General features: G+C 64.4%; 23 protein-coding genes. 12 read left to right on the top strand and 11 right to left on the bottom strand.

From position 1 onward, the window contains the following. Nucleotides 1-105 precede the first annotated feature (105 nt). Complete coding sequence (locus tag ACFQDI_RS07635) at nucleotides 106-879, top strand: hypothetical protein (protein WP_377165080.1); 774 nt, start codon at nucleotides 106-108, stop codon at nucleotides 877-879. A 66-nt stretch (nucleotides 880-945) separates the two neighbouring features. After that, on the top strand, nucleotides 946-1335 hold the full coding sequence (locus ACFQDI_RS07630) for a hypothetical protein (RefSeq protein ID WP_377165078.1): 390 nt from the start codon (nucleotides 946-948) through the stop codon (nucleotides 1333-1335). 316 nt (nucleotides 1336-1651) lie between these two features. Here the strand turns inward: ACFQDI_RS07630 and ACFQDI_RS07625 are convergent, their stop codons facing one another. Continuing rightward, nucleotides 1652-2023 (bottom strand): hypothetical protein, encoded by a 372-nt coding sequence (locus tag ACFQDI_RS07625; RefSeq protein WP_377165076.1) that lies wholly within the window; start codon nucleotides 2021-2023, stop codon nucleotides 1652-1654. Between the two features lie 265 nt (nucleotides 2024-2288). Here ACFQDI_RS07625 and ACFQDI_RS07620 point away from each other — a divergent pair, with 265 nt between their 5' ends. Further along, nucleotides 2289-2822, top strand: a complete 534-nt coding sequence (locus ACFQDI_RS07620) for a hypothetical protein (protein ID WP_377165074.1) — start codon at nucleotides 2289-2291, stop codon at nucleotides 2820-2822. A gap of 132 nt (nucleotides 2823-2954) precedes the next feature. On the opposite strand, the gene ACFQDI_RS07615 is transcribed toward ACFQDI_RS07620, so the two are convergent. From ACFQDI_RS07615 to ACFQDI_RS07605, 3 genes are all read right to left on the bottom strand, one after another. Next, the gene (locus ACFQDI_RS07615; protein WP_377165072.1) at nucleotides 2955-3512 is read right to left on the bottom strand and encodes a YaeQ family protein; all 558 of its coding nucleotides are present in this window, start codon (nucleotides 3510-3512) and stop codon (nucleotides 2955-2957) included. Nucleotides 3513-3637: 125 nt separating this feature from the next. After that, on the bottom strand, nucleotides 3638-4618 hold the full coding sequence (locus ACFQDI_RS07610; RefSeq protein ID WP_377165070.1) for a GDSL-type esterase/lipase family protein: 981 nt from the start codon (nucleotides 4616-4618) through the stop codon (nucleotides 3638-3640). Nucleotides 4619-4860: 242 nt separating this feature from the next. Continuing rightward, on the bottom strand, nucleotides 4861-5661 hold the full coding sequence (locus ACFQDI_RS07605; RefSeq protein ID WP_377165068.1) for a class I SAM-dependent methyltransferase: 801 nt from the start codon (nucleotides 5659-5661) through the stop codon (nucleotides 4861-4863). A gap of 336 nt (nucleotides 5662-5997) precedes the next feature. Between ACFQDI_RS07605 and ACFQDI_RS07600 the strand changes: the two genes are divergently transcribed. Further along, nucleotides 5998-7500, top strand: coding sequence for a cellulose synthase family protein (locus ACFQDI_RS07600; RefSeq protein ID WP_377165066.1), 1503 nt, complete (start codon nucleotides 5998-6000; stop codon nucleotides 7498-7500). Between the two features lie 276 nt (nucleotides 7501-7776). Here the strand turns inward: ACFQDI_RS07600 and ACFQDI_RS07595 are convergent, their stop codons facing one another. Then, the gene (locus ACFQDI_RS07595; RefSeq protein ID WP_377165064.1) at nucleotides 7777-8493 is read right to left on the bottom strand and encodes a putative polyvalent protein kinase domain-containing protein; all 717 of its coding nucleotides are present in this window, start codon (nucleotides 8491-8493) and stop codon (nucleotides 7777-7779) included. Nucleotides 8494-8639: 146 nt separating this feature from the next. On the opposite strand from ACFQDI_RS07595, the gene ACFQDI_RS07590 reads away from it, so the two are divergent. Then, on the top strand, nucleotides 8640-9956 hold the full coding sequence (locus ACFQDI_RS07590) for an outer membrane protein assembly factor BamB family protein (protein ID WP_377165062.1): 1317 nt from the start codon (nucleotides 8640-8642) through the stop codon (nucleotides 9954-9956). Nucleotides 9957-10060: 104 nt separating this feature from the next. Here the strand turns inward: ACFQDI_RS07590 and ACFQDI_RS07585 are convergent, their stop codons facing one another. Continuing rightward, nucleotides 10061-10957, bottom strand: coding sequence for a hypothetical protein (locus tag ACFQDI_RS07585; RefSeq protein ID WP_377165060.1), 897 nt, complete (start codon nucleotides 10955-10957; stop codon nucleotides 10061-10063). Nucleotides 10958-11198: 241 nt separating this feature from the next. On the opposite strand from ACFQDI_RS07585, the gene ACFQDI_RS07580 reads away from it, so the two are divergent. After that, a complete protein-coding gene (locus ACFQDI_RS07580; RefSeq protein ID WP_377165058.1) occupies nucleotides 11199-11744 on the top strand; it encodes a very short patch repair endonuclease in 546 nt (181 codons plus the stop codon). 1511 nt (nucleotides 11745-13255) lie between these two features. Here the strand turns inward: ACFQDI_RS07580 and ACFQDI_RS07575 are convergent. Beyond that, complete coding sequence (locus ACFQDI_RS07575) at nucleotides 13256-13657, bottom strand: hypothetical protein (RefSeq protein WP_377165056.1); 402 nt, start codon at nucleotides 13655-13657, stop codon at nucleotides 13256-13258. A gap of 33 nt (nucleotides 13658-13690) precedes the next feature. Beyond that, nucleotides 13691-14485, bottom strand: a complete 795-nt coding sequence (locus ACFQDI_RS07570; protein ID WP_377165054.1) for an HNH endonuclease — start codon at nucleotides 14483-14485, stop codon at nucleotides 13691-13693. Between the two features lie 38 nt (nucleotides 14486-14523). Between ACFQDI_RS07570 and ACFQDI_RS07565 the strand changes: the two genes are divergently transcribed. Next, nucleotides 14524-15183 (top strand): hypothetical protein, encoded by a 660-nt coding sequence (locus ACFQDI_RS07565; RefSeq protein ID WP_377165052.1) that lies wholly within the window; start codon nucleotides 14524-14526, stop codon nucleotides 15181-15183. A gap of 249 nt (nucleotides 15184-15432) precedes the next feature. Here ACFQDI_RS07565 and ACFQDI_RS07560 read toward each other — a convergent pair whose 3' ends face one another. From ACFQDI_RS07560 to ACFQDI_RS07550, 3 genes are all read right to left on the bottom strand, one after another. Beyond that, nucleotides 15433-16731: an AAA family ATPase gene (locus ACFQDI_RS07560; RefSeq protein ID WP_377165050.1), complete on the bottom strand. Its 1299-nt coding sequence runs from the start codon at nucleotides 16729-16731 to the stop codon at nucleotides 15433-15435. Between the two features lie 227 nt (nucleotides 16732-16958). Beyond that, complete coding sequence (locus ACFQDI_RS07555) at nucleotides 16959-18065, bottom strand: CHC2 zinc finger domain-containing protein (RefSeq protein WP_377165048.1); 1107 nt, start codon at nucleotides 18063-18065, stop codon at nucleotides 16959-16961. A gap of 80 nt (nucleotides 18066-18145) precedes the next feature. Continuing rightward, the gene (locus ACFQDI_RS07550; protein WP_377165046.1) at nucleotides 18146-18298 is read right to left on the bottom strand and encodes a hypothetical protein; all 153 of its coding nucleotides are present in this window, start codon (nucleotides 18296-18298) and stop codon (nucleotides 18146-18148) included. Between the two features lie 155 nt (nucleotides 18299-18453). Between ACFQDI_RS07550 and ACFQDI_RS07545 the strand changes: the two genes are divergently transcribed. The 5 genes from ACFQDI_RS07545 (at nucleotide 18454) to ACFQDI_RS07525 (ending at nucleotide 24073) form a co-directional block, all read left to right on the top strand. Then, nucleotides 18454-18879, top strand: coding sequence for an outer membrane protein assembly factor BamB family protein (locus ACFQDI_RS07545; protein ID WP_377165044.1), 426 nt, complete (start codon nucleotides 18454-18456; stop codon nucleotides 18877-18879). A 108-nt stretch (nucleotides 18880-18987) separates the two neighbouring features. Next, complete coding sequence (locus ACFQDI_RS07540; RefSeq protein ID WP_377165042.1) at nucleotides 18988-20016, top strand: Gfo/Idh/MocA family protein; 1029 nt, start codon at nucleotides 18988-18990, stop codon at nucleotides 20014-20016. Between the two features lie 933 nt (nucleotides 20017-20949). Beyond that, on the top strand, nucleotides 20950-22674 hold the full coding sequence (locus ACFQDI_RS07535; protein ID WP_377165040.1) for a Do family serine endopeptidase: 1725 nt from the start codon (nucleotides 20950-20952) through the stop codon (nucleotides 22672-22674). A gap of 136 nt (nucleotides 22675-22810) precedes the next feature. Next, nucleotides 22811-23158 carry a hypothetical protein gene (locus ACFQDI_RS07530; protein ID WP_377165038.1) on the top strand — a complete coding sequence of 116 codons (348 nt, stop codon included), beginning with the start codon at nucleotides 22811-22813 and terminating at the stop codon, nucleotides 23156-23158. A gap of 114 nt (nucleotides 23159-23272) precedes the next feature. Beyond that, on the top strand, nucleotides 23273-24073 hold the full coding sequence (locus tag ACFQDI_RS07525; protein WP_377165036.1) for a TatD family hydrolase: 801 nt from the start codon (nucleotides 23273-23275) through the stop codon (nucleotides 24071-24073). Nucleotides 24074-24204: the final 131 nt, after the last annotated feature.

The following is a 24204-nucleotide window of genomic DNA, read 5'->3' as shown; positions in this document are numbered from 1 at the left end:
GCAAGCCGCCGGGCCCTTACCTTGAGGGAAAGCGTCCGCATCATTGATCCTCGTTCTCTTTTTTTCCTCGCCCGCGGCTTCGAGAGTCCGCATACTCCTGCCTCGGTGAATCTTCCATCAACATCCCTCCAGCGCAGCCTCCGGCTTTTACGGTGGGCCCTGCTGTCCGCCAGCCTCACACTGCCGGCACTGCTGTGCTCACAGACGGTTAACTCAGATCCCTTTGTGGAGCTGGACTATTACAAAATGCGGCATGTGCGGGAGCTGGTGAGTCTTGCATTAGATGATTCCATTCCGGCAGATGCAGCCGAGGGCAGAGCCATGCAAAAAGCCCAGGAAGAGAAAGATCTCAGGTGTCTGCATGCCCTGAGGACCGAACCCGGCCTGGGCCCCTACCTTACCGCCCTGGCAGGAACCAGCTTCATCCAAAAAGCAGGCACAGGCGACCTGCCTCGGGTGTTTGAAGCCATGGCCATGCGGCAGGACACCGAGCCGTCAGTGATCCAGCACTACATCCAGCTGGCGAAGATGCTGCTCGATAAAGCCCCCAAAAAGCTGGACTCTCATGAGTATGATCTTCTTCTGGGCATCCGTTATCTTCTGAGCCTGCACGCCACCCCTGAAAATGAAGACCTCCTCATCAGGATATTGACCCTGGGGGAAAAGCTGGACGACATGTGGCTGATCCTGAGTGCAGCAGAAGCCCTTTCAAAGACAGGCACCGGCACCCGGTCTCTCGAAGCCATGGAAACGGCCCTGCACTGGTTCCAGCAACTGCGCGAAAAGAATGAGTCACGGGCTCCGCTTTTACTCAAGATGGAGGGCTTCCTCAAAGCGCTCAACAACCGCATCCACAGCACCTCTCCCCGCTCCATTTAGCGGGTGGATCGCTGTCACACGACCATTCCCTGCCATAAACCACCACGCCCATCACCCTTCACTGCCATGAGCGAGTCCAGCAACGAAAGCAAGACGACACGGAAGATCCGCGGCAAGTCCCATTTCCACGGCGGGCTGGAGAGCACGCTGGACACCACCGGATACATCGTCATGACGCTGGGCGTGCTGATGGCCGCAGTCTTGGTGATCAAGGCCAGGGCCGCCGCCATCTTTCCAGCGCTGGGGCTGCTTGTGCTCTCATGGCTCTGCCGCGTCATCCTTCGCGCCCTGGCCGAGCACCTGCGCCTGCAAAAGAAGGCCCAGGGCCTGCCCTACGACGGCCAGATCTCCGAAGCCCTTGAGACCGTGACCTACACCTGCAGCGAATGCGGCGCCATGCTGCACTCCGACACACGCTGCGAAGCCTGCGGTCGGGCCATCGAACCCAGCGCCTGAGGCACCGGTGCGCCACGTGCGAGCAGGCTCTTTTTTGGACTGCGGTCGCGCAGCGAAGCATGAGCGCAGCTACCGCTTTCCGCAGGCAGGCCGGGGAGACTGCGCAGGCAGCGAGACGCTCGAAAGCGGCAGCTTCACTCGTTCCTCGTTAGGCAGCCGCACTCCAAAATGAGGGTGGGTGCGGCGTGCCCAGTTCACCGCCATGGACACCGGGGAGCGGCCCAAAAAAAACGCGGCACCTGCGCGGTGCCGCGTTGGGGATTGGGAAGGCTAGCGCACGCAGAATCAAACGGGCGTGACTCCGGCCCGTGGATGCTTAACGGCGTCCGAACCAGCGGTGAAAGATGTTGTGGTGCTCAGTCTGGTTGATGCGACGGGACTGCACGTTTTCCGCGTGGTTCAGGTGCATGCGGTCGCGCCAGGTGAGGTGGCCGTTGTGGCGGACGAGGTCGCGGTTTTCCTGGCGCATGATGCGCTGCTCGCCGCGCTCCAGGCGGTTCGCCTGCCAGGGGTTGAGACGGCCGGTGGCGACGCCGTTGTTGATGCGTCGCTGCTCGTTGTTCATCCTGCCGTTCACTTCAGCGGTGCGCGGGCGGAAGGGGTGGAAGAAATCGAGCGCGCTGGCATTGCTGGGAAGGGCCGCAGTGCCCAGCAGGGTGGCCAGGGCCAGAGTGGTGACTGTTTTCATGGGATGAGGGGGGTTGAGGGTTTCTCTTTTTATTTATTGCGGCGTTCGAAAAATCGAAACGTCACTGGATTGAGACGCCGCCCCGGAGGCATCGATTCAAAATGAAAGCCCCGGAGGCAGCGGGAGGCGGACGGAGCGTGCGTAGGCAGAGAGCCTAAACCTGCGGGACATGTAGCGCCACGTGCCTCCTGGCATGCCATGGCCTCGCGCACGATGGATGCTGACAACCGGATGGATTTGTGAATGATCATGCCACATGAGGACTTTGAGACGAACTTTCTTTTTCGGCCTGCTGGCGGTGGTGCTCACAGCACGTGCGGATCTTGCCAAGGAGCCGTGGCCAGAGGCGGCGCGTGACTTCCCCGATGAAACTCCCTGCACGCTGACGGAGGGCGGTGTTCGCATTTCCATCAGCGAGCCGGGTGATCCGGAGATCCGCAAGATGCGCGGCTCCGGCGGGCCGATGCTGACCTTCACCGTGCTGAACGAGAAAAGCGGATGGAAGCAGGTCTTCTACAAGCAAAGCGTCGGCACGCGGTGGCTGGCGCCGTTTGAAGGCCATCCGCAACTGGAGATCTGGGGGCGCGGCGGTGGTGGTTTCTACACGCGCTGCCTCACCCGCCTGGTCCGTGGAAAATACCGCTGTGTACGCATCGATGAGTTTATCAATGTTCGCGAACGCTCGACCCAGCCCTCCATCACCACCACGCTGCCACGCAGCGGCGAGGTGCTTTACTTCGTCGAGACGCGTATGCCGAAAGGGTCGGAGGGTGACTTGTTCTATGAAGATGAGAAGTAGGCCGGGCGAGGCAGCCGAAGCGCGGCTGCAGCGAAGCGGCTGGTGATTTCAAACGTAAAGCTTGAAAACGGCGCGCGTCGTTTGAGCTCCAGTTCAAGGACGGGGACGAAGACGAACTCGCTGCGCCCTCGCCTACTCCCCGCCACAGAGCTTCACCATTCTGATCTCCACGGTGCGGCCGCCCTCCTCTGCAAAGAGCACGCCCTCTTGAACGGTGAGCGTGAGGTCCATGGAGCGCTGCGCGAGCCCGCCCAGGGCCTCGCTCTCGGCGGCGGGGATCTGCCAGACGTTCAAGTTGTTGACGCGGGTGAATTTTCCCGCGAGCCCGGCCCACCAGGTGGCGGCGGTGTTCGCAAAGCTGTACACGCTCACCTTCTTGGACCGGCCGCACACGCGGACCAGCTTCTTTTCATCGGGCTGGCCCAGCTCGATCCAGTGCATGAGCAGGCCGGTGAGGTCGTGCTGGCTGAGCGCGGGCTCGTCGGCCTCCCACATGTCCTTGCCAAACTCCAGCAGGCCGTGGTCGTTGTTTTCAGGCGCGTTGAGCACAAAGGCCAGCAGGCGGACCATCATGCGCTCCTCCGTCTCGGAGGGGTGGCGCGCGATCGTGAGCTCGTGGTCGGCGTAAACGTTGTGGTCGAGGTCGGAGAGGGAGACCTTGGCTTTGTAGATGATCGCTTTGAGGGCCATGTGCTGGCCATACGCGGAAATGCGGGCGGTGGCAAGAAAGGCTGTGCCACGCGGCTGTCAGATTGGCCTCCGCCCTGCCGGGTGCGCTGCGGCACGGCAGGGAGGCATGGAGCTGGGGGCGCCTCTCAGGGGCGACGGGCCTGCTGCAGGGCCTCTTCCTTGAGCTTCTGGATGGTTTCGTCTCCCTGGGCGATGAGGGGGTCAAACATGGGGATCTCCTTGGCGTTCTGCCCCTGCTCGTGCTTGCGGAAGCCGAAGAGGTAGGTCTCGTTGTGCGGGCGCCAGCGGTTGAAGAAGAGGGTGTCTTTGGCGATGACGGCGCGGCGCAGGCCTTCGAGCGCGGGGGTGGGGGCGTCCGGTGTTTTGAGGCCGAGGCCTTCGATGAGCCGGGCGCTGAGCACCTCATACCCGGCGCGGGTGTAGTGCACGCCGTTTTCGGTGAGGGGCTTGCGGATGACGCCGGGCTTGGGCATGCCGCCCATGAGCTCGAACCAGTCCACAAAGAAGGCGTTTTGCATGAGGGCAAATTTTCTCAGGGCATCGCGCAGGCTGGAGAGGTTTTTGTTGGCGGCGCTGAGGTCCGGCAGGGGCGGCGGCAGGGTCTCCAGCGGCGGCGGGCTGGCGATGATGATGCGCACGCCGGGGGACTTGGAGCGGATGAGCTCGATGAGGCTGCGGTAGCCGGTGAGGAACTCCGGCAGGCCGCCGAGGCGCTCAAAGGCGAGCTCGCTGCCGTAGCAGAGGAGCACGACGGTGGGCTTGAGCATCTCCAGGTGCACGGAGAGGCGCTGCAGGCCCTCTTCCGGCGGGCCGAAGTAGGAGCGCGCGTGGCCAAAGACGGTGTCGCCGCTCCAGGCGAGATTGCGCACGGTGACCTTGGCCTCGCCGAGGGCGAGCGCGAGGCGGGGCTCAAAGGAGCCATAGTCGTGCTCGCGCTCCAGCACGGTGTTGCCCAGGAGCACGAGGCGGTCGCCGTCCTTGAACTCAAAGGTCTTGGGCTGCGGCGGCGCGGCAGGGGCGTCCGGCTCCGCCGGGGCTTGGGCAGATGCGAGGGTGGCGCAAGCGAGCGCGAGGAGACTGAGTCCGGCCAGGGATTTCAAATTCATGCGGGCGCTATTGGAGCGGATGCGGTGGGAGTTGTCCAGCGGGAGGTTGGGGGGAGGAAACTTCGACAATCAACCATCGATTGCTCATCAATCGTCAATCACGCGTGCCCACGATGCACAGGAGCCGGAGGATTGACGATTGTCGAACCATCGAGGCGTTGATTGAAGAGGTGCCAGACCGGCGCAGGGCCTCTCGCAGCTCTTCTGCAAAACCACCGCCAGCCACTGCCAACTCCCCTGCCCTACCGCTTCCGCAGCACCAGGAGCACATCGGCGTAGCTGTCGTCAAACCGGCGCGGCGCGGTGAGGTCGTAGGTGAAGTCGTAGCACTCGAGGTACTCCAGCTCGGGGACTTTGCGCAGCAGGGCCCTGAGCTGCGCGGCGCTGTAGGTGCGGAACTGCCAGCGCGTCTCCTGCAGGTGAGTGCGGCCGGCGTCGGTGATCTTCAGGCGCGTGCGCAGGTTTTCCAGCCGGGTGCGGCGGTCGGCGGGCCAGGTGTGGGTGTTGCACACGACCTGGATCTTTCCACGGGATGCGACCCAGCGCTCGTGCTCGTCGCCAGCGCGGTCATAGTCGGTCAGGTGCAGGCCCAGGAAGAACACACCGCCGGGGCGCAGGGCGGCGGCCACGCGGCGCAGGCACTCGGCGGCGTCCTTTTCCTTGAGCAGGTACTTGAAGGTGCTGACGAGGCAGTGCGCCAGGTCAAAGCCGCCCTTCACGCCCTTGGGCAGGGTGAAGCTCTGCATCCAGTCCTCCCACAGCCGGGCTTTCGCCTGCAGCCCCGCGTTTTCCAGCCGCTGCTGCGCAAAGGCGATCATGTGCGCGTTGCCGTCGAAGCCGGACACCTCCCAGCCGCGCCTGGCCAGCTCCAGCGCCAGGCGGCCGCTGCCGCAGGCGGGCTCCAGCAGGCGGTGGCCCTTGCCGGGCGTGGCGTATCTGGCGTAGGCCTCTTCCAGAAAGTCGGCCTCGCGTACGGTGCCGTCGTCAAAGACGATGTCGTAGTAGAGGGGCGTGTCGTACCAGTCGCGCTGTTCGGTGGGCATGAGGCGGGAAGATGGCGAGCCGCGCGGGATGCGCGACAGGCACTTCAAAAATCAGCAATCGATGGTTCGACAATCGTCAATCACGCGCACCCAGGACCCGCTGGAGCCGGAGGATTGACGATTGTCGAGCATTCGATTTTTGATTGAAGAAGTTCCAAGCCCCCGCCGAATCGGGCCGCTGCCTACCCGGCCTGCGACTGGGAAAATCCCCCAAAGTAGCGGCAGCCTCCACAGGAGGCTTAAAAATCCCTCCTCTGGTGGCACCCGAAATGCTGCTTGATTGTTTCGAACTGGTGGAGATTGATTGCGCCCCCGTGCCCTGCCGCCCCTTCCAATATGTTTGTGTGGGATAATTTCTTCTGGTTTACCAGCTACATCCTCGTCTTCACCGCCCTGTCCGCCTTTGGCGCACACAGGATCAAGGTGTTATATCACTTCTGGAAGCACCGGGAGGATGTGCCCGTGCCGCCGCATGAGTTTGCCGAGCTGCCCGTCGTCACCGTGCAGCTGCCCATCTTCAACGAGCTCCATGTGGTGGAAAACCTGCTGCGCACCGTCAGCGCCCTGGACTACCCGCGCGACCGCCTGCAGATCCAGGTGCTGGACGACTCCACGGACGAAACGGCCCCGCACGCCGAGAAGCTCTCCGCCGACCTCAAGGCGCAGGGCTACGACATCGAGTACCGCCACCGCACCAACCGCCACGGCTTCAAAGCCGGTGCGCTGGACGAGGGCATGGCCTCCGCCAAGGGCGAGTACATCTGCATTTTCGACGCCGACTTCCAGCCTGCGCCCGACTACCTCAAGCAGGTGATCCACCACTTCACCAACGAGAAGGTGGGCATGGTGCAGGCGCGCTGGGGGCACCTGAACAAAAATTTCTCCCTCCTCACCAAGCTGCAGGCGCTCTTTCTGGACGGCCACCTCGTGCTGGAGCAGACCGCGCGCAGCCGCCATGGCGAATTCCTCAACTTCAACGGCACCGCCGGCATCTGGCGGCGCAAGGCCATCGAAGACGGCGGCGGCTGGCAGCACGACACGCTGACGGAGGACCTGGACCTCTCCTACCGCGCGCAGCTCAAGGGCTGGAAATTCATCTACCTCAAGGACGTCGTCGTCCCCGCCGAGCTCCCGCCGGACATGGACGGCTTCAAGAGCCAGCAGCACCGCTGGACCAAGGGCTCCATCCAGGTGTGCAAAAAAATCCTGGGCGACGTGTGGCGCAGCGACATCCCCCTGCGCCTCAAGATCGAGGCCACCTCCCACCTCACGTCGAACTTTGCCTACCTCCTCACCCTCTGCACGCTGGTGCTCATGTACCCGGCCAATTTCGTGATGGGCAGCTCCTGGCACAAGGCCGTGTTTGTGGACGTGCCGGTGTTCTTCTTTGCCTCCCTCAGCGTCGTGATTTTCTACATGACGGCGCAGGGCGCGCAGGGCCGCTGGGGCTGGCTCAAGGCGCTGCCGTACGTGCCCATGCTGCTGGCGCTGGGCATCGGCATGAGCATCAACAACGGCAAGGCCGTGCTGGAGGCGCTGCTCAATCAGTCGTCCGAATTCGTCCGCACGCCGAAGTATGGCATCGAAAACAAGGCACAGGCCTCCAGGCAGCGCCCGCTGTACAAGGCCGGCAAATCCATCGCCCTGTGGATCGAGGTGCTGCTCACCGGCTACTTTGGCTGGATGATCGCCCTCGCCGCGCAGCGCGGCCAGTGGGGCAGCATCCCCTTCCTGCTGCTGTTCCTCTTCGGCTTTGGGTACGTGGCGGCGGGCTCGCTGATGAAGCGCTTCTCCATGGCCGCGTTTCAGGCCCCGCAGCCGGTGCCGGTGAAGGTGTAGCGATTCTGCGCGCCAGCGCAAAGCAGCCCAGTTGCGCCGCAACTGGGGGTGCAAGGTCTTCGGCACGCGGACCGCCCGACCTTGGATGATCCATCCCCGTCTCTCGCCAGCGGAACGCAGCGTGATGTGCCACCGCTACGCGGTTCCACGGATCGGGAAACGACGGGGATGCGCTGATCCGTGGGCTTGCGCCCACGGCTACCATTGTGCCAGCGCTACGCGCTTCCTGATTCGAGCGGTGCAGCGGCGCAACAGGCGCAGCGTCGAACGAACATGTCAGCGATACGCGCTATTGTCAGCAAGCCGTTGCAACGTGACTTCCCATGGAATGACCGGCCCTGTCGATTCTTTGAGACGGTAAAGCTCCACATCCACAGGACGAAGGCCTTCAGGAGAAAGGATGAAATTACCTTCGTGTGTGTCCACCATGACCAGTCCATCTTCCTGGCGCACCCAGGCGCCGGATTGGTATTCGAAACCGGCAGCCCGCAACCAGCGGTTGATCTCGCGCTGATCCGGGTTGGGCGACTCGGGATCTGCCGCAGGCACAAACCGCTGCTCCATGACAATGCGAACGCCCTCCGCTGTGGGAATCACCGCCACCAGCTCTGCACAATCACCAAACGCCACATTGGCCAGGTGCCAGCGCTCCAGATAATGCAGCGGCGTCACCTTGGGAATGCGGTCACGTCCATTGCGTAAACGCAGTTCTGGCTCGGTCACCTTGATCAGGACCCCGGGATCACTTGGATCCTGAAACACCTCATGCTCGTTGCCACCTTCTAGGGCAGAAAGCAGTGAGAGCCATTCTTCTGACGAAACAAGGCCGTGGCCTTCGGCGAAACGAAGTAGGGCTCCGTAGGCACCACCTGCCCCAGCTTCCGGCGCTGCCTCGCGCTGGCCTTGAACTGCCGTACCACCAGCATGTGAGTCACCACGGAGGATCGTGATGGCTGCGAAGAGGACGCTGGATTCTCTGAACTCATTGGGCATCGAAAGACGAAGACATCATAGATGTCAATGATCTTGGACACATTGCAAGCTGGAGCCTCTGCGGAGTGCTGCGGACTGAAGTCCGCGCTCCACAGACTGCATTCCCCGCGTAACTTTCCCGCCCGTTCCGGGTTATCCTGCGCCGCATGCACCCGCCCTCCTGCGCCTCTGCTTTCGCCTTTGCCTCCATGCTCGCGCTCAGCGCTGCGGCGCACCTGAGCGCCGCTGGCAATGACTGGCCGCGCTTTCTCGGGCCCACCGGCACCGCCGTGGTGGCAGACGCCAGGATCCCCCTGCGGTGGAGCGACACCGAAAACCTGCTCTGGAAGACCGACCTCCCCGGCCCCGGCTCCTCCAGCCCCATCGTCTCCGGAGACAGGGTCTTCATCACCTGCTGGACCGGCTACGGAGACAAACCCGGCGCGGACAGCATGCGCAAGCTCGTGCGCCACCTCCTCTGCCTCAGCCGCGCAGACGGCCACATCCTCTGGGACGCCCGCGTGCCCAGCGCTGCGGCGGAGGACCCGTACACCGGCTACATAACCGAGCACGGCTACGCCACCCACACCCCCGTGACCGATGGCGAGCGCGTGTACGCCTTCTTTGGCAAATCCGGCGCGCTGGCCTTTGACCTGCAGGGCAAAAAGCTCTGGCAGACCTCCTGCGGCACCGGCTCCGGGCAGCGCCGCTGGGGCTCCGCCGCCAGCCCCGTGCTGCATGGAAATCTGCTCATCGTCAATGCCAGCGACGAAAGCCAGGCCCTCTACGCCCTGGACAAAGCCACCGGCCAGATCGTGTGGAAGGCCGAAGGCGACTACGGCATGGCCTACGGCACCCCCAGCCTCCTCAGGCGCGACGGCGGGTACGATCTCGTGCTGGCCCTGCCGCGCGAGCTCTGGGGCATGAACCCCGAGACCGGCAAGCTCCGCTGGTACGCCACGCACGGCCTCGCCGGGAATGTCTCCCCCAGCCTCGTCCCCGGCGCAGCGGGCACCGTCTTCATCACCGGCGGCTTTCCCACCACGCACAGCGTGGGCCTCAGCCTCAGGCCCGGAGCCAAAGGAGACCTCGGCCCCGCCGCCGTGCTGTGGGAGAGCAGCGCCAGCAGCTACGTGCCCACCCCCGTGTACAAGGACGGCCACCTCTACGTCATCAACGACCAGGGCTTTGCCCTCTGCATCGACGCCCGCACGGGCCAGACCGTGTACCGCGAGCGCGTGGCGCTGGGTGCCCGCGGCGGCGGCAAGCCCATCTACGCCTCCCCCGTGCTCGTGGGCGGGAGGCTCGTGTGCGTCTCCCGCCGCAGCGGCACCTACATCCTCGCCGCGCGGCCGCAGTACCAGCTGCTGAGCACCAACGAATTCGCCAGCGACACCACCCACTTCAACGCCACCCCCGCCATCAGCGGCGACCTCCTCCTCCTCCGCAGCAACAAAGCCCTCTACTGCATCGGCACCCGCTGAGCCGGGCCGGGCGATGTTCCAGGTGCAGCGTTCTGGGTTTCTCGTTCTTGGTTCCTGGTTTCAGCGTTGAATCTTTCCCCGTCGTCATCTCCGCCCCGCAGGTCTCAGGGCTCGTCCAGCACCCGCTCCGCGCTCAGCTCCGCGCCGAGGTGGTTCCGCCCATGCATTTGCTTGCCGTCCCGGTGCACGGTGAAGTGGTCCACGCGCTCGCCGGTGCCCCAGCGCAGGTCGTAGGAGGTGCTGTCATTGAGGTGGCGCACCACGCGCTTCCAGGTGCCGTCAGAGTTTGCGGTGCCGTCCTCGCGGATGTTGGCGACGAAGCCGTCCTTCCACCTCCACGTGCCCACAAAGGGCTCGGGCACCGGCGCGCGGCCCCGGCGCTCTCCATGGGTGTCGCGCTCATTGGCCACGGTGAAGTGGTTCGCATCTGTGTTAAAGGTCAGCACCAGGCCCACGGCATCCCGCACCGCCAGGCGCACCGTACGGGCATCGATGATCTCCCACCTGCCCTCCCAGACGATCCGGTCCTTGTGCCAGGCGCTGATCCTGCCGCCCGGGCGGAAGCGCACCGCCTGCCACGCCCCCTGCTTCAGCACCGTGGTGCCGCCCACCTGCACCTTGTCATCCGCATTCAACCAGTCCCACAGGGTGTTTTCCAGGGAGGCGCGCAGGCCCTCCGCAGTGGCTGGCACGGAGCCCGGGGCATTGCGCGGGCTGTTTTGCAGCGAGCTCTGGTCAAAGCCCTGCCGCACCAGGTAGAGGATGTCCGCATCGCTCAGCTGCCCGGCCTTCAGCGTCACCAGCGAGCCATCCACCGATTTTTTCACCACGATGTCATCGCCGGAGATCCTCTCCAGGCTGGCGCGCAGCACGCGGCCCTGCAGGTCTTTGAAGTTCCGCTTTTCACCCGCAGCACCCGCAGAGACGACGAGCAGAAAGAGCAAGGCCGCAGCCGTGGGGAGGCACCTGACATTCCGATAAAGCGGTGAGCACAGACTCATGGATCAAAAAGGGAGTGAGAGCCCCACCATGCAAAAACACCATAAGAAGCGCAACTGAAACCCGCAGGCTCTCAGCCTATCGCGCACCACACCCTGCAGCGCCCTTTCCAGCCCGCCCCTCCCGCGCCCAGCTGCCTTTGCAGCGTTTTGAGTTTCCCGTTCCTTGTTCTTGGTTCAGGCATTCAATGTTCAACGTTCCATGTTGAATGTTCAGCGCAGCCCCCCTCTTGTTCCCCGCGTCATGACAGACGTCTTCACCCCGGCCAAGCGCAGCGAAGTGATGAGCCGCATCCGCTCCACCGGAAATGCCGCCACGGAGCTGCGCCTCGCCAGCCTGCTGCGGGCGGAAAAGATCACCGGCTGGCGGCGGCACCTCTCCCTCACCCTGCCGCCCTCCCCCCCACGCAGCACCCGGCCCGCGAAGACCTCCCAGCCCCTCACGCCCCCGGCCAAAGCAGCAGCCAAAGCAGCAGCCAAAGCGAAAACCGGCACCGCAGCGTCCGCCCGCCGCCCCCGCGTGCGGCCGGACTTCGTCTTCCGGGCGCAGCGCGTCGCCGTGTTTGTGGACGGCTGCTTCTGGCACGGCTGCCCCCGCCACGGCACCCGCCCCCGGCAGAACCGGAAATTCTGGGACGAAAAGATCGCCCGCAACCGCGCCCGGGACCGCCACGTCACCCGCCGCCTGCGCCAGCTCGGCTGGACCGTCCTCCGCCTCTGGGAATGCGCCCTCACCCGCCAGCGTCAGGCACACACGCTGGCGCGGGTGAAGCGCGCTTTGGGAAAGTAGCCCAGTTGCGCCGCAACTGGGAAGCGCCAGCGCCAAAGTAGCCCTGTTCCTGCGGAACAGGGAAGCGCGCCGCAAACACCCGTGAAGCGCTAGAAAGTAGCCCAGTTGCGCCGCAACTGGGAAGCGCGCCGCAAACACCCGCCATGTGGGACCACCATACAGCATGGGCGATGCGCAGCCCTCCCTTGTTGCACAGCAACAAGGCAACTTTCACGCCGCTACGCACCCATCCTCCCCAACCCTCCGCCCCACAAACCAAGAACCAAGAACCAAGAACAAAAAAAACCGGCAACTCAAACACCCCCTCCAGTTGCCATGTTTTCGACTCAGGCACCCCTTCGCCCCTTCCACCACCAGCCACGCACCGCCGCCGCCTGCACACCGCTGCGGCCCCTTGCCATTTGCTGCACCGTGTCTTTGCCCCTTCTCTCGCCGAGTTGCCGAGTTTCCACACCTAAGCACGGCAACTCGGCAACTCGCGCTGGGAGGTGGGGAAGTGGCAGCGTTGAAGTGGGGGGACTGCGAAAAGCTCAAACCATGGCCTGACTTGACTCATAGTCCAAGGTGGTCGGCATGAGTCAACGCTACCGTGCCCTGATCCAGCGGTTTCAGTTCCTGCTATCGCGAGGAATTGGTGCCCTGAGGCCCGTAGTAGTTTTCGAAGCCTCTTTGAATCGGTTCCTCACGTCGAACAAAGTCTGCATCTTCTTTGCTGCCAAGAGCGGCCCGTTTCTTCGCATTCTCAATGTCGAACCTGCGGGCCCCCAGAAGCATGTCCTCCCAGAACGAGCGGGGGCGCAGGGCTTGCCCGCTCGAGTTGTAATTGACTCGCTGATACGGTGCTGAATGCGAGTAATGGGGCTGTGGCGGAGCTGGCCGTGGTGCATAGCCATTGTAGCGGGGTGGGCCGTCTCCCCAGTCGTTCAAATAGTTGGTCTGCTGCGGTGGCAGCGGGCCATAGCATGAAGAAAAAAACAAGGAGACGATAACGGCAAATGGAAGAGTGAAAGCTGCGCGTTGCATGGCTGACTTGGTTTGGATTATCGGAGAAAGTGTGTTTTGGAAGTTCAGGCCAAAACGGCCCAGCCTGTGGTGGCCCCCAGGATCAGAACGCCCAAGAGGAGCACCAGGCATCCACCACCACCTTTTGAGGACGGCCTATGTGTGTCATTCCATTCCTTCTGATTGCGTATTTGATGGCCGATTTCGGCCTCTTGATCCCTGTCAGGATTAGCGCCCATATTGTGTGTTTTGCAGGTTGTTCTTGGAAGTGTTTACGAACGAATTGTTGCAAGGATTCAGCATTTGTAACAAGGATAAAATCAGCACTTGTTTATAACGGTTTCCGTGAAAGCACCTAGACTTATTTCTAAGTTGAAGCGCACCGCTTCAGCAAAGAAACGGCATGAGTCATCTGTGCCCGCACCGGCACAAGCGGAGTGAAGTGCGAAAATATCTCCTCAGCGCTCGCTCCGCGACATCTTCAAAAACGTGTCCCGAGGATCAGCCATTCACTTGATCAACGTTGCCCGCCCCTCGGCATCCATCTGGTACTCGCATCGCAAGGTCTCCTGTTTGCCGGAGGTGAAGCCGCTGAAGAGCCCTGACTGCGGGTCCTTCAGCAGCTTCCAAGAGACGAACGTCATACCCTTCGCAGAAACGTTCGATGACCGATCAAACATGATTCGTCGTAGCTCATCCTCCTGGCACCAGGACTGCAACTCCGGCAGGCTCTGCGGCCAGCGCTCATGTGCACGGCGAAAATCCTCCGCCAGACCGTGCAGGCATTTCAGCCTCACCAGATTTTCACGGGACTCGCCATTGCGGTCATACATCGGCCTGCTGATGAACTGGCCAAACGCCAAACCGGCGATGAAAATCACGGCACATAAAAGGGATTTACGGATAGACATGAGTTGGGGTTGGATCTCGTTCATTGAACTCCACTACATCTTCAAAAACGCCTCCCGATGCTCCGCCATGAAGGCGAGATCCGGCAGCACGGAGTCCTCCGGCATTTCCAAAGCGTGGCCCTCATACGCGGCGAAGTTTTCCTGCACCGCACGCTGCGGCAGCTCACTGCGCAGGCGCTTGGAAAGCAGCAGACGCAGGTTGTCGTCAAACGAGATCAGGTGGCGGTCAAACGCCGCATCGTGCAGGCGCGAGAGGCAGAGGCCGTTGCGCACATTGAGGCGCTGGCCGGCATGCGTGCCCCAGGGCAGAATGTGCGAGGCGATCAGCAGCTCGCGCACGCCCAGCTGCGTCACGCCGCACCGGCCGCCGAAGTTGTTTAAGACCGCATTGCGAAAATAGTCCTGACCCAGCCGCACCTGCACCGTGCTGGTGGCCGTCGTCGGCCCCGTAGGCGGCGGCTTGATGATGCGGATGCCCTTCTTTGGCAGCACCTCCACCGCAGCGTCCGGCCCCGCCTTCATCAGCTCCCGCAGCGCCGCCTCGCTGGCAGGCACGCTGGCCTCCAGGTTGTCGTGAAACTCCTGCCACATCGCCGCATCCAGCCTGCTCGCACCGTCCAACCCCTTGATGCCGCGCAGCTTCAGCGCGGGGTCCAGAGAGGCCAGATTGCACAGCTTCATCGCCACACTGCCCGCCGTACGCTCCAGCCTCTTCGCCAGCGTGATCACCGTCGGCTGCCGCTCATGCATCTGCCCAAACCGCAGCTTGTGGTACACATTCAGGAGAATGAGCAGCTCAGGACGGGTCCAGTTTTTTCGCACAGCCATGCCAGGAAACTAAAACCCCGGCGCGTTGCTGGGAAGTCATGATTTTTAAAAACGACTCCCTTGATCCTGCCGCCGTCTTTGCCTGCGCCATCTCTTTGCGTGACGCCTGCGATCAGGCCGCCAAGTTGCAAAACCTCAGCCTAAGCGATGCCTTCAGCGGCGTGGATCAGTTCTACCGCGAGGCGATGCGCATTGCCGGCTTGTTTGAGGAATGGGCATGCCAGCATGTGGTCTTTGATGAGACGGAGGACGTCTGGCCCTACCTGCTGGAGGACAAGTTTGGAGCCGCCTGCCTGCAGCGCATGAGTGTGGAGGATCTAAGAGGTTTCGACGCAGAAGATTGCCCGGATGTGGCCATGAAACTCCTGCTGCCTTTGCATTATCAAGATGCGCCACGACTGCCGCTGGATGTGACGGCAATCAATCCTGTCTCTGCATCTCACTTCACCCACTGGCGCATTCAAACCATTCGCTGCCTGAGCGGCGACGACAGCTTTGAGCCCATGATCTTTGGCGATGATCCATTCGATCCCGAATACGAGCCTTCCATCCTCGCCCTCTATGGAGTGAATGCCGAGGGGCTTGTTGAGCACATCAAAGACTTCGACCGCTATGCGGATGCCGTGGCCTTTGTGAGCAAAATTGCGCCGGAAGTCGAATTTCCTGAGGTGCCGGTGGTGAAAGCGCAAGGGAGCTGATGCCCAGCGGAGGCTGTCGGTGCTGCTATTGCCAGGTTGCCACACGGCAACTCGGACCACTCTCTGAGTTGCCATGAGTTTTGCTTCATGACTTCGCAAAACTGCATCCAATTTCCAAAGCATGCCACATCATGCTGTATCATGCCACCGATTGACCGCCCTCCCGGACCTTGGGAGAGCGAGTTGCCGAGTTGCCGTGCTTAGGTGTGGAAACTCGGCAACTCGGCGTTGGGCGGGCGGCGCGGGCTCTTAGAAGGAGTCGTCCTCCTCGTCTTCATCGCCGCTGTCCTCGTCTGGGTGGTAGTGGCTTTTGACGGGCTTGTTGTCTTTGGACCGGGGCGGCAGGAGCTTGTGCGAGTTTCCGCTGATGCGTCCGTCTTCCAGCGCCTTGCGCGCCCATTTGCTCACCGTTCCTTTGTGCCGGTTCATCAGCTCCGCCATGTCCTTCTGGCTGGTGACGCCCTCCAGCACATGCTGGATGAATTGTTCATAATCGTTCTCCACAGCCAGCTCGCACCGGATGTCCGTGATGCCGGTGGCGGGGTCGGTGGTGAAGTGCCAGAGGAGGTCGGGGAGGGGGTCGCCGGTGTTGCGGGAGGGTTTGGCGAAGTGGCTGACGAACTTCGCGCCGGAGTCGCTCTCCTGCCGGGCGTCGCGCAGCTCGAGGATCCAGGAGCAGGCGTCCTCCCTCTTGCTGTGGCCGCGCATCATGCCGTTGCGCCCGGCGTGGTGCACGACGATGACGGTGACCTTCCGCCGCCGCAGATCGAGCAGCCAGTGGGAGAGGGGCTCGTAGTCCGTGCCTTTGTTTTCATCCACGCCGGAGGCCAGGGAGCTGAGGTTGTCCAGAATGAGGACGCGGTAGCCGCGCCGGACGATGACGTCGGTGAGGCGCTCGCGGTCCTCGGCCTCGCCGATGTTGACGCAGTGGGTCTGGACCTCAAACATGCGCTCGTGGTGCAGGTAGGTGACGTGGGAGGTGTCCAGGTGCAGGCCGTTGTTGCGGTACTGGGTGAGCTTCAGGGACATCTCGCCATCGACGTAAAGGACGGGCAGGGGCGTGGACCCGCCGCTGTCCGGGGCCTCCGCGTCGCCGCCGCTGTCCGGGGCGGTGCTGGCAGGGGGCTCGGCTGAAGCGGAGGGCGCCGGGCCGGTGGTGGCGTCTCCGGCGGCCCAGAGGCCGAGCGCGCTGCCGCGTGAGATGGCGCCGGGCAGGGCCATGGCCATCCACGTTTTGCCCACGCCGCGCGGGGCAAAGATGAAGCCGAGGTCCCCCTCGCACAGCCAGCGGTCCAGCAGCGCGGGGCGCGGCGGGATGTGGAGCTGCGCCAGCTCTGCGGAGCTGATGAGGCAGTCGTCCAGCGGCGGGCGTGGCGGCCGCTGGGCGGGGAGCGCCTGGGCCTGCGGCGGCGCCGCGTGCAGGGGCGTGGTGGCGCCGGTGCTCTGGGTGTGCGTGGCGCTGCCTGCGGGAAACACGCTGCGGGCGTGCTCGCGCGCGCTCTCGGCGAGCTCTTCTGGCGTGGGGACGAAGGTGGTGATGGTGGGCATGGTGTGTGTTTTTTTGTGTTAGGTTGTGGTTTGTTGTGATGTCTGGCTGAAAGGGGGATGTTCTCGGTTCTCGGTTCTCGGTTCTCGGTTCTCGGTTCTCGGTTCTCGGTTCTTGGTGGCTGCCGGCTTGGGGTGGGCGGCGGGCGGGCGCGATTGAGGATTGATGAACAGGGATGGTTGATTGCTGAACGGCGGATGAGTGGCGGCGCTTTGCCGCGTGGGTTCGGTCAATACGGCGGGTGCACTTCCAGGTCGGGCGGGGGGAGGAGGCTGTGGTGCAGTTCGGCGGCGGAGGCCGCGTCCAGGCCGCTGGTGCAGTCGTTGAGGTCCTTGACGGGTGTGCCGTCCGTGCGCTGCAGGCCGTTGAATTCGTAGATGTCCACCGTGCAGCCAGCCGCGTGGAGCTGCCGGGCCCACTGGCGGGCGCTTTTGACACCGCCGCCGTCGGCGTCGTTGTGCGGGTAGATGCGCACGCGGCGGCCGCGCATGAGCTCCAGCGCTGCGGGGTCGATCCGTGCGCCGGTGCCGCGCCCCAGCATGGCCACGGGCAGCACGTCCCATCGTTCCAGCGCGGTGGCAAAGTGCAGCGCGGCCAGGTAGTCCGGCCCGCCCTCCACCAGCAGGAGGGTGCGGAAGCCCGGCACCCGGTGCAGCACAGCCGCGCCCAGCGGCCAGCTCTTGCGGGAGCCGCGCAGGGTGTGCGCCTTGCGCCGGCCCAGCGTGCCGCACTCCGGAAAGGGCAGGCCGTCCAGCCGCCGTGCCTCGGCGCAGCGGCCCTGCGCGTCTGTGAGCACCCAGCAGCGGAAGCCCCGCACGATGGCAAAGGTGAGGGTGCGCAGCGCCAGCGCGAGCGACACGGCCTCCGGGGAGATGCGGCGGGTCTCGGCCACGAGCCGCCGGTCTGCCTCCGTGCCGTTTTGCAGCGCCACGTTCACGCCATCCGGCTGCGCCTGCTCTTTCTGCGGCTCCGCTTTCTGCGGTGGCGGTGACTTCCGCGCAGGCGGCGGCAGGGGGCGGGAGGGCTGGCATGGCACCCCGGCCAGCTCCAGGAAGTGCTGCAGCGCCTCGCCCTTCCCCGTCTGCCGTGCTGCGGCGATGAAGTCGATGACGTCTCCCTCCTCCCCGGTGGCGAAGTCCTTCCACCGCCGCCCGTCCTGGTAGATGGAGAAGGAGGGGCTGCGGTCCTGGCGAAAGGGGGAGCGGCAGACGTGCGCGGGCTGCCCCGTCAGGCCCAGGGCCCGCCACACCTCCGGGATGCGCAGTCGCTGCTTCAGCGCTGGTATGTCGTGGTGGTGCGGGCCTGCGGCCCTGGCGTGTGCGGTGTGGGTCTTCATGGCGGTGTGCGGGTGGAAAGGAGGGCGGGGCAGGCGCGGTCCCGGCGGCGGCGGCGGCTGGGCAGGCCGGGAGAAGCCGGTCACTTCATGGCATTTTGTTGCATCTCATGGTATTCGGAGGCATGGGCGGGGGCGCGGGTGCCGGGACGCGGCGCAGGGCGGGCGGAAGGAGGGGCCTGGCGCGCGGCGGCGGCGGCACCGCCCGGGCGGGCGTGCGGGGCTCGGGGGGGCATGGGCGTGGCCTGCGGCGGGGCTGCAGGACGTTGCGTGGTCATGCAAAACTCCTTGGGTCCGAATTTTAAAAGTCAACCGCCTTTTCGCAGATCGATGCAGAATGATGTTTTCATACAACCTGCTGCACGCTGCTATAAAAGTGGTATTTCGTGGTATGCCTGCAACCACCCGCGCCGCCGTACGCAGGGCCGCCGCCCCGGCGCCGTTCCAAAATGAGCCCCATCTTCCACTGGCGGCCCGGCCCGCCCCGGCCACGCTCCGCCGCATGGACATCTGCGATCTCGTCTTCACCGCCTTCAACAAACGCGTGGCCGCGCTGCACCGCGACACCGGGGAGCTCGTCTGGCAGTGGACGGCGCCCTCCGGCGAGACCTACGCCAGCCTGCTGCTGGACGGGGACCGCCTCATCGTCTGCGTGCACGGCTACATGTACGCGCTGGATGCCGCCACGGGCCGCGTGCTGTGGGCCAATGAGATGAAGGGCTTTGGCTACGGCGTGGCCAGCCTGGCCTCCGTGCGCGGCAGCAGCCCCGGCGGCGCCCGCGTGCTGGCCTATGCCGCAGAGTCAGACGCGCGGTAGGCCGCCAGCCCCCGCATTTTCGCACCTGTTTCCGTGCTTTTGTGCCGCATGCCCCTGCCACGCCCGCAGCGGCGAAAGGCGGCGCTGCGGGCTGCGTAGTCTCTGGCCATGATCCGCTCCCTGCTTCTCTCCCTCGGCGCCCTCGCGCTGCTCTCCCCCCACGCCAGCGCGCAGCACATCCGCGCCGGCATCATCGGCCTGGACACCTCCCACGTGCTGGCCTTCACCAAGACGCTGAACGCCAGCCCGCAAAAGCCGGAGGTCATGGGCGTGCACCTGGTGGCCGCCTACCCGCAGGGGTCGAAGGACATCCCCTCCAGCACGGAGCGCGTGCCGGAGTACACCGCCAAGGTGAAGGAGCTGGGCGTGGAGATCGTCCCCAGCATCCATGACCTGCTGGACAAGGTGGACGTGGTCTTCCTCGAGTCCAACGACGGCCGCGTGCACCTGGAGCAGGTGCTGCCCTGCCTGGAGGCGCACAAGCCCGTCTTCATCGACAAACCCATCGCCGGCACGCTGGTGGACGCGATCAAGATCTTTGACGCCTCCAAGAAGGCGGGCATCCCGCTCTTTACCTCCTCCTCGCTGCGCTTTGGCAAAGGCACCCAGGCCGTGCGCGGCGGCAGCGTGGGCCAGGTAAAGCAGGCCCTCACCACCAGCCCCGCCAGCCTGGAGCCCCACCACCCGGACCTCTTCTGGTACGGCATCCACGGCGTGGAGTCCCTCTTTACCGTCATGGGCACCGGCTGCCAGAGCGTGAAGCGCGGCAGCGTGACCGAGGAAGTGACCACCGTGGACAAGGCCACCAAGAAGGAGACGAAGCAGACGGTCAGCCGCATCACCGTCACCGGCACCTGGGCCGGCGGCCGCACCGGCACCTTCACCGAGTCCAAAGGCTACGGCGGCAAGGCCGTGGGCGAAAAGGGCGAGGCCGACATCGGCACCTACGACGGCTACGATCCCCTGCTCTACTCCGTGGTGCACTTCTTCCGCACCGGCGTAGCCCCCGTGAGCCCCGAGGAGACGCTGGAGATCTACGCCTTCATGGAGGCCGCAGACGAGAGCAAGCGCCGCGGCGGCGCCGAAGTCACCCTCAAGGAGGTGATGGACAAGGCCCTCGCGGAAGCGCGGAAGTAAGCCCCCCGTAGCCCTCATGGCAGGATGGGTGTGGCGAAAGCCCGCCCGTCCATCAGCGCACGGCAGGCACCATGGCGTACGAACGCCCTCGCAGTCGGGCGGTTTGGCGGAGAGAAGTGCAAGTGGTTGAGATGTCACATCCGCCAAACACACCCAACCTACGGCCGGAGCACGGCGGCTGCAGGGTCGTAGGATGGGTGTGGCGACAGCCCGCCCGTCCATCAGCGCACGGCAGGCACCATGGCGTACGAACGCCCTCGCAGTCGGGCGGTTTGGCGTAGAGAGGTGCAAGTGGTTGAGATGTCACATCCGCCAAACACACCCAACCTACGGCCGGAGCACGGCGGCTGCAGGGTCGTAGGATGGGTGTGGCGACAGCCCGCCCGTCCATCAGCGTACGGCAGGCACCATGACGTACGAACGTCCTCGCAGTCGGGCGGTTTGGCGGAGAGAGGTGCAAGTGGTTGAGATGTCACATCCGCCAAACACACCCAACCTACGGCCGGAGCACGGCGGCTGCAGGGTCGTAGGATGGGTGTGGCGACAGCCCGCCCGTCCATCAGCGCACGGCAGGCACCATGGCGTACGAACGCCCTCGCAGTCGGGCGGTTTGGCGGAGAGAGGTGCAAGTGGTTGAGATGTCACATCCGCCAAACACACCCAACCTACGGCCGGAGAGGTCTTGCCATTTGCGATGGAAATCTCTGCCCCCGCGAGGCCGCCGCAGGAATAGACCCGCTCTCCCAGGCGCGAGGCGCGTAGTACCCTGGGGGGCTCCAACCGCCCCCGGGACGGGTCTTTGGACTGCGGGGGCCGAAGTGAAAGAGTCCCTTTCTTTCGCCCGAATATGTTCAACATTCCCCCCGGCACTACGTCAGAGAATCACGCGCTCCTCCAAGAACCGCTGAAAAATCCCATCCTAAAAAACACTCCATGAAGACCCAACCTCGTCTCTGCATCGCATTCACCTGCGCCGGCATGCTGGCGTCTGGACTGCCCGGCCTGCGCGCCCAGCAGCCCGCCCCCCTGCCCCCCGCTGCGGACACCCCTGCGGCCCCGCAGCCGCCGGCGGCAGCGGCAGCACCCGCGGCGGTGAATCCCGCCCTGGCAGAGTTCAACTCCCGGATCGTCAAGGACCTCAGCCCCCTGCCCAACAACGGCCAGCTGCAGATGAGCTACGCCAGCGTGGTGGACAAGATCCTCCCCAGCGTCGTCACCATCTACTCCTCCACCCCCATCAAGACCCCTGAGGTGGACCAGATCCCCCCGCAGCTCCGCCCCTTCTTTTACCGCTTCTTTGGCGCCCCCGGCGGTGCCGACCCCTTTGGAGGCGGCATGAATGAGGACGACGAGCCCGCGCCCAATCCGCGCCGCCGCGGCCAGCCCCAGCGCCCGCAGCCGAAGCCCCCGGAAGACGATGACGCCCACCAGGAGCGCGGCGTCGGCTCCGGCATGATCATCACCCAGGACGGCTACATCATCACCAACAACCACGTCGTCGCAGACGCCAAGAAGATCGAAGTCGCCGTGGACGTGAACGGCTCCACCAAGACCTACCGGGCCGCCATCATCGGCACCGACCCGCTCACCGACGTGGCCCTCATCAAGATAGAAGCCACCGGCCTCAAGCCCGCCATCCTGGGAGACAGCTCCAAGCTCCGCGTGGGAGACGTGGTGCTCGCCGCCGGCGCGCCCATGGAGCTCAGCCGCTCCGTCACGCAGGGCATCGTCAGCGCCCTGGGCCGCAGCAATGAAGGCATCGTAGGCCGGGGCAACGGCCGCGGCGGCCGCGTGCAGGGGTATGAGGACTTCATCCAGACAGACGCCTCCATCAATCCCGGCAACTCCGGCGGCCCGCTCGTGGACGGCATGGGCCGCGTCGTCGGCATCAGCACCGCCATCCTTTCCCGCACCGGCATGAATGCCGGCATCGGCTTTGCCATCCCCATCAACATGGCGCTCCACATCGTGGAAGACCTGCTGGATGACGGCTCTGTGCAGCGCGGCTTCCTCGGCGTGCAGATCACCGACCTGGACGCCTCCCTCGCCGAGCGCCTCGGCATCAAGGAGCAGGGCGGCGCCGTCGTCATGATGGTCGGCTCGGAGTCCCCCGCCGAAAAGGCCGGCATCCAGCTCGAAGACGTCATCATCTCCATCAACAACCAGCGGGTGGACAGCAGCAGCCGCCTGCGCCTCATCGTCAGCGGCACCAAGCCCGGCAGCGTCATCCCCATCGAGGTCATGCGCGGCGGCAAGCGCCTGACGCTGAACGCCACGCTCGAGGCCCTGCCCGAGGAGGCCCTCTCTGAGATGGGCGGCGGCCAGCGCGGCATCCCCCGCCCCGGCGGCAGCGGCCCCGGCAAGGAAAACATCAGCGAGCTCGTCTCCGGCGTCACCGTGCAGACCCTCACCCCCGCGCTGCGCGAGCGCCACGACATCCCCGCCAGCGTCAGCGGCGTCATCGTCACCAAAGTGGAGGCAGACAGCCGCGCCGCCGCCATGGGGCTGGAGGAAAACGACGTCATCTCCCACGTGAACCGCAAGCCCGTGGCCAACGCCGCCGAAGCCACCACCCTGGCCAAAGGCAACGACAAGACCGTGCTCCTGCGCGTCTGGCGCAAAGGCGACACCATGCTGCTCATGATCGGCAACAACTGAGCCGCGAATGATTCAACCGCCCGCGTGTGCTGCGAAGCATGCGCGGGCTTTTTTTGTGGCCTAAAGTTGCTTTGTTCCTGCGGAACAAAGATCTCCTGACAAGCACTGAGAAACAGGCACCTTTGCAGCCAGCTCCATGATGAATATGAAAGCCGGAACAGTTCTTACAGCTGCACAGTTGCAGCAGCATTACGGAAACTTCCATGAACTCAGTCCAAAGGCGGAGTTTGATCCTGCCGATGTGCCGGATGAACTTGTGCCACTGATTCCCTATGCAGCTTTTTGGGGGCTCTCAGACGATTTGGACCGGGAGAACTTGGTGGAAGCAGCCACTCCCGAGATCACGGCGAATCTCAAACTTGTCATTCGTGAAAACGACGACGCGATAGACGCCTGGCTGGCGGGACCGCTGGCGGACAAGCCGCCATTTTCAGCCGCCTACATTGCATTTTCCGCCATGCGCATGGCAGCGGATTATTGCTGAGACGCAGAAACTGCCGCATGCAGTCTATGGCAGGCCCGGAAGCGCGTAGCGCTTACGATCCGTTGCCATGCAACCAAGCTTTCCCGCTCGCAGGAACAAGGCTACTTTCCCCCCATGCTCTACGACGCCCACAACCATCTCCAGGACGTGCGCCTTGACCCCTGGCGTGAGCAGATTCTCGCCAGCACGCCGCAGACCGGGCTAGCGGAGATGATCGTCACCGGCTCCTGCGAGGAGGACTGGCAAGCCGTGGCAGACCTCGCGCGGCAGCACTCCTGGGTCCGCCCCGCCTTTGGCCTGCACCCGTGGTATGTGAAGGAGCGCACGGCGGACTGGGCCACCACCTTGCGTCATTTTCTGGTATCCCACCCCCGCGCCGTCGTCGGCGAGATCGGCCTCGACCGCTGGATCGAAAACCCGGACATCGACGCGCAGCTCGGCTGCCTGCGCACGCAGCTCGCCCTCGCCGTGGAGCTGGACCGCCCCGCCACCCTGCACTGCCTGCGCGCCTTTGGCCTGCTGGAGGAAACCCTTCGCAGCACCCCGCTCCCGCGCCGAGGCTTCCTCCTGCACTCCTACGGCGGCCCCGCCGAGATGATTCCCGGCTTTGTGAAGCTCGGTGCCTACTTCTCCCTCAGCCCCTACTTTGGCCACCCGCGCAAAGCCGCGCAGCTCGCCGTCTTCAAAGAGGTGCCCATTCACCGCCTCCTCGCCGAAACCGACGCCCCCGACATGTGGCCGCCGGATGAGCTCAATCCGCACCCGCTGCATGCAGCCGATGGCAAATCTCTGAACCACCCCGCCAACCTCCGCGTGAGCTATGAGCTGCTCGCCCAGGTGCGCGGCATGGATGTGGCGGAGCTGGAGGCGGTCATCGCCGTGAATTACAACACGCTCTTTGGCACCGCCCGTTGAAACCCTGCCCCTGAAATGCGAAGCGCGCGCGCAGCTCTGATATGGAGTGCGGTCGCGGAGGGAGGCACGACCGCAGCTACCGCTTTCGCAGGCAGGACGATTGGCGCGAGCCTCAGCCCCGCCGAACACAG

Origin of the sequence: Prosthecobacter fluviatilis, from assembly GCF_042655725.1 — a bacterium.
GTDB classification, from domain to species: Bacteria; Verrucomicrobiota; Verrucomicrobiia; order Verrucomicrobiales; family Verrucomicrobiaceae; genus Prosthecobacter; species Prosthecobacter fluviatilis.
Note: the sequence above shows the minus strand (reverse complement) of the source record. Positions and strands in the feature narration are given on the sequence as shown.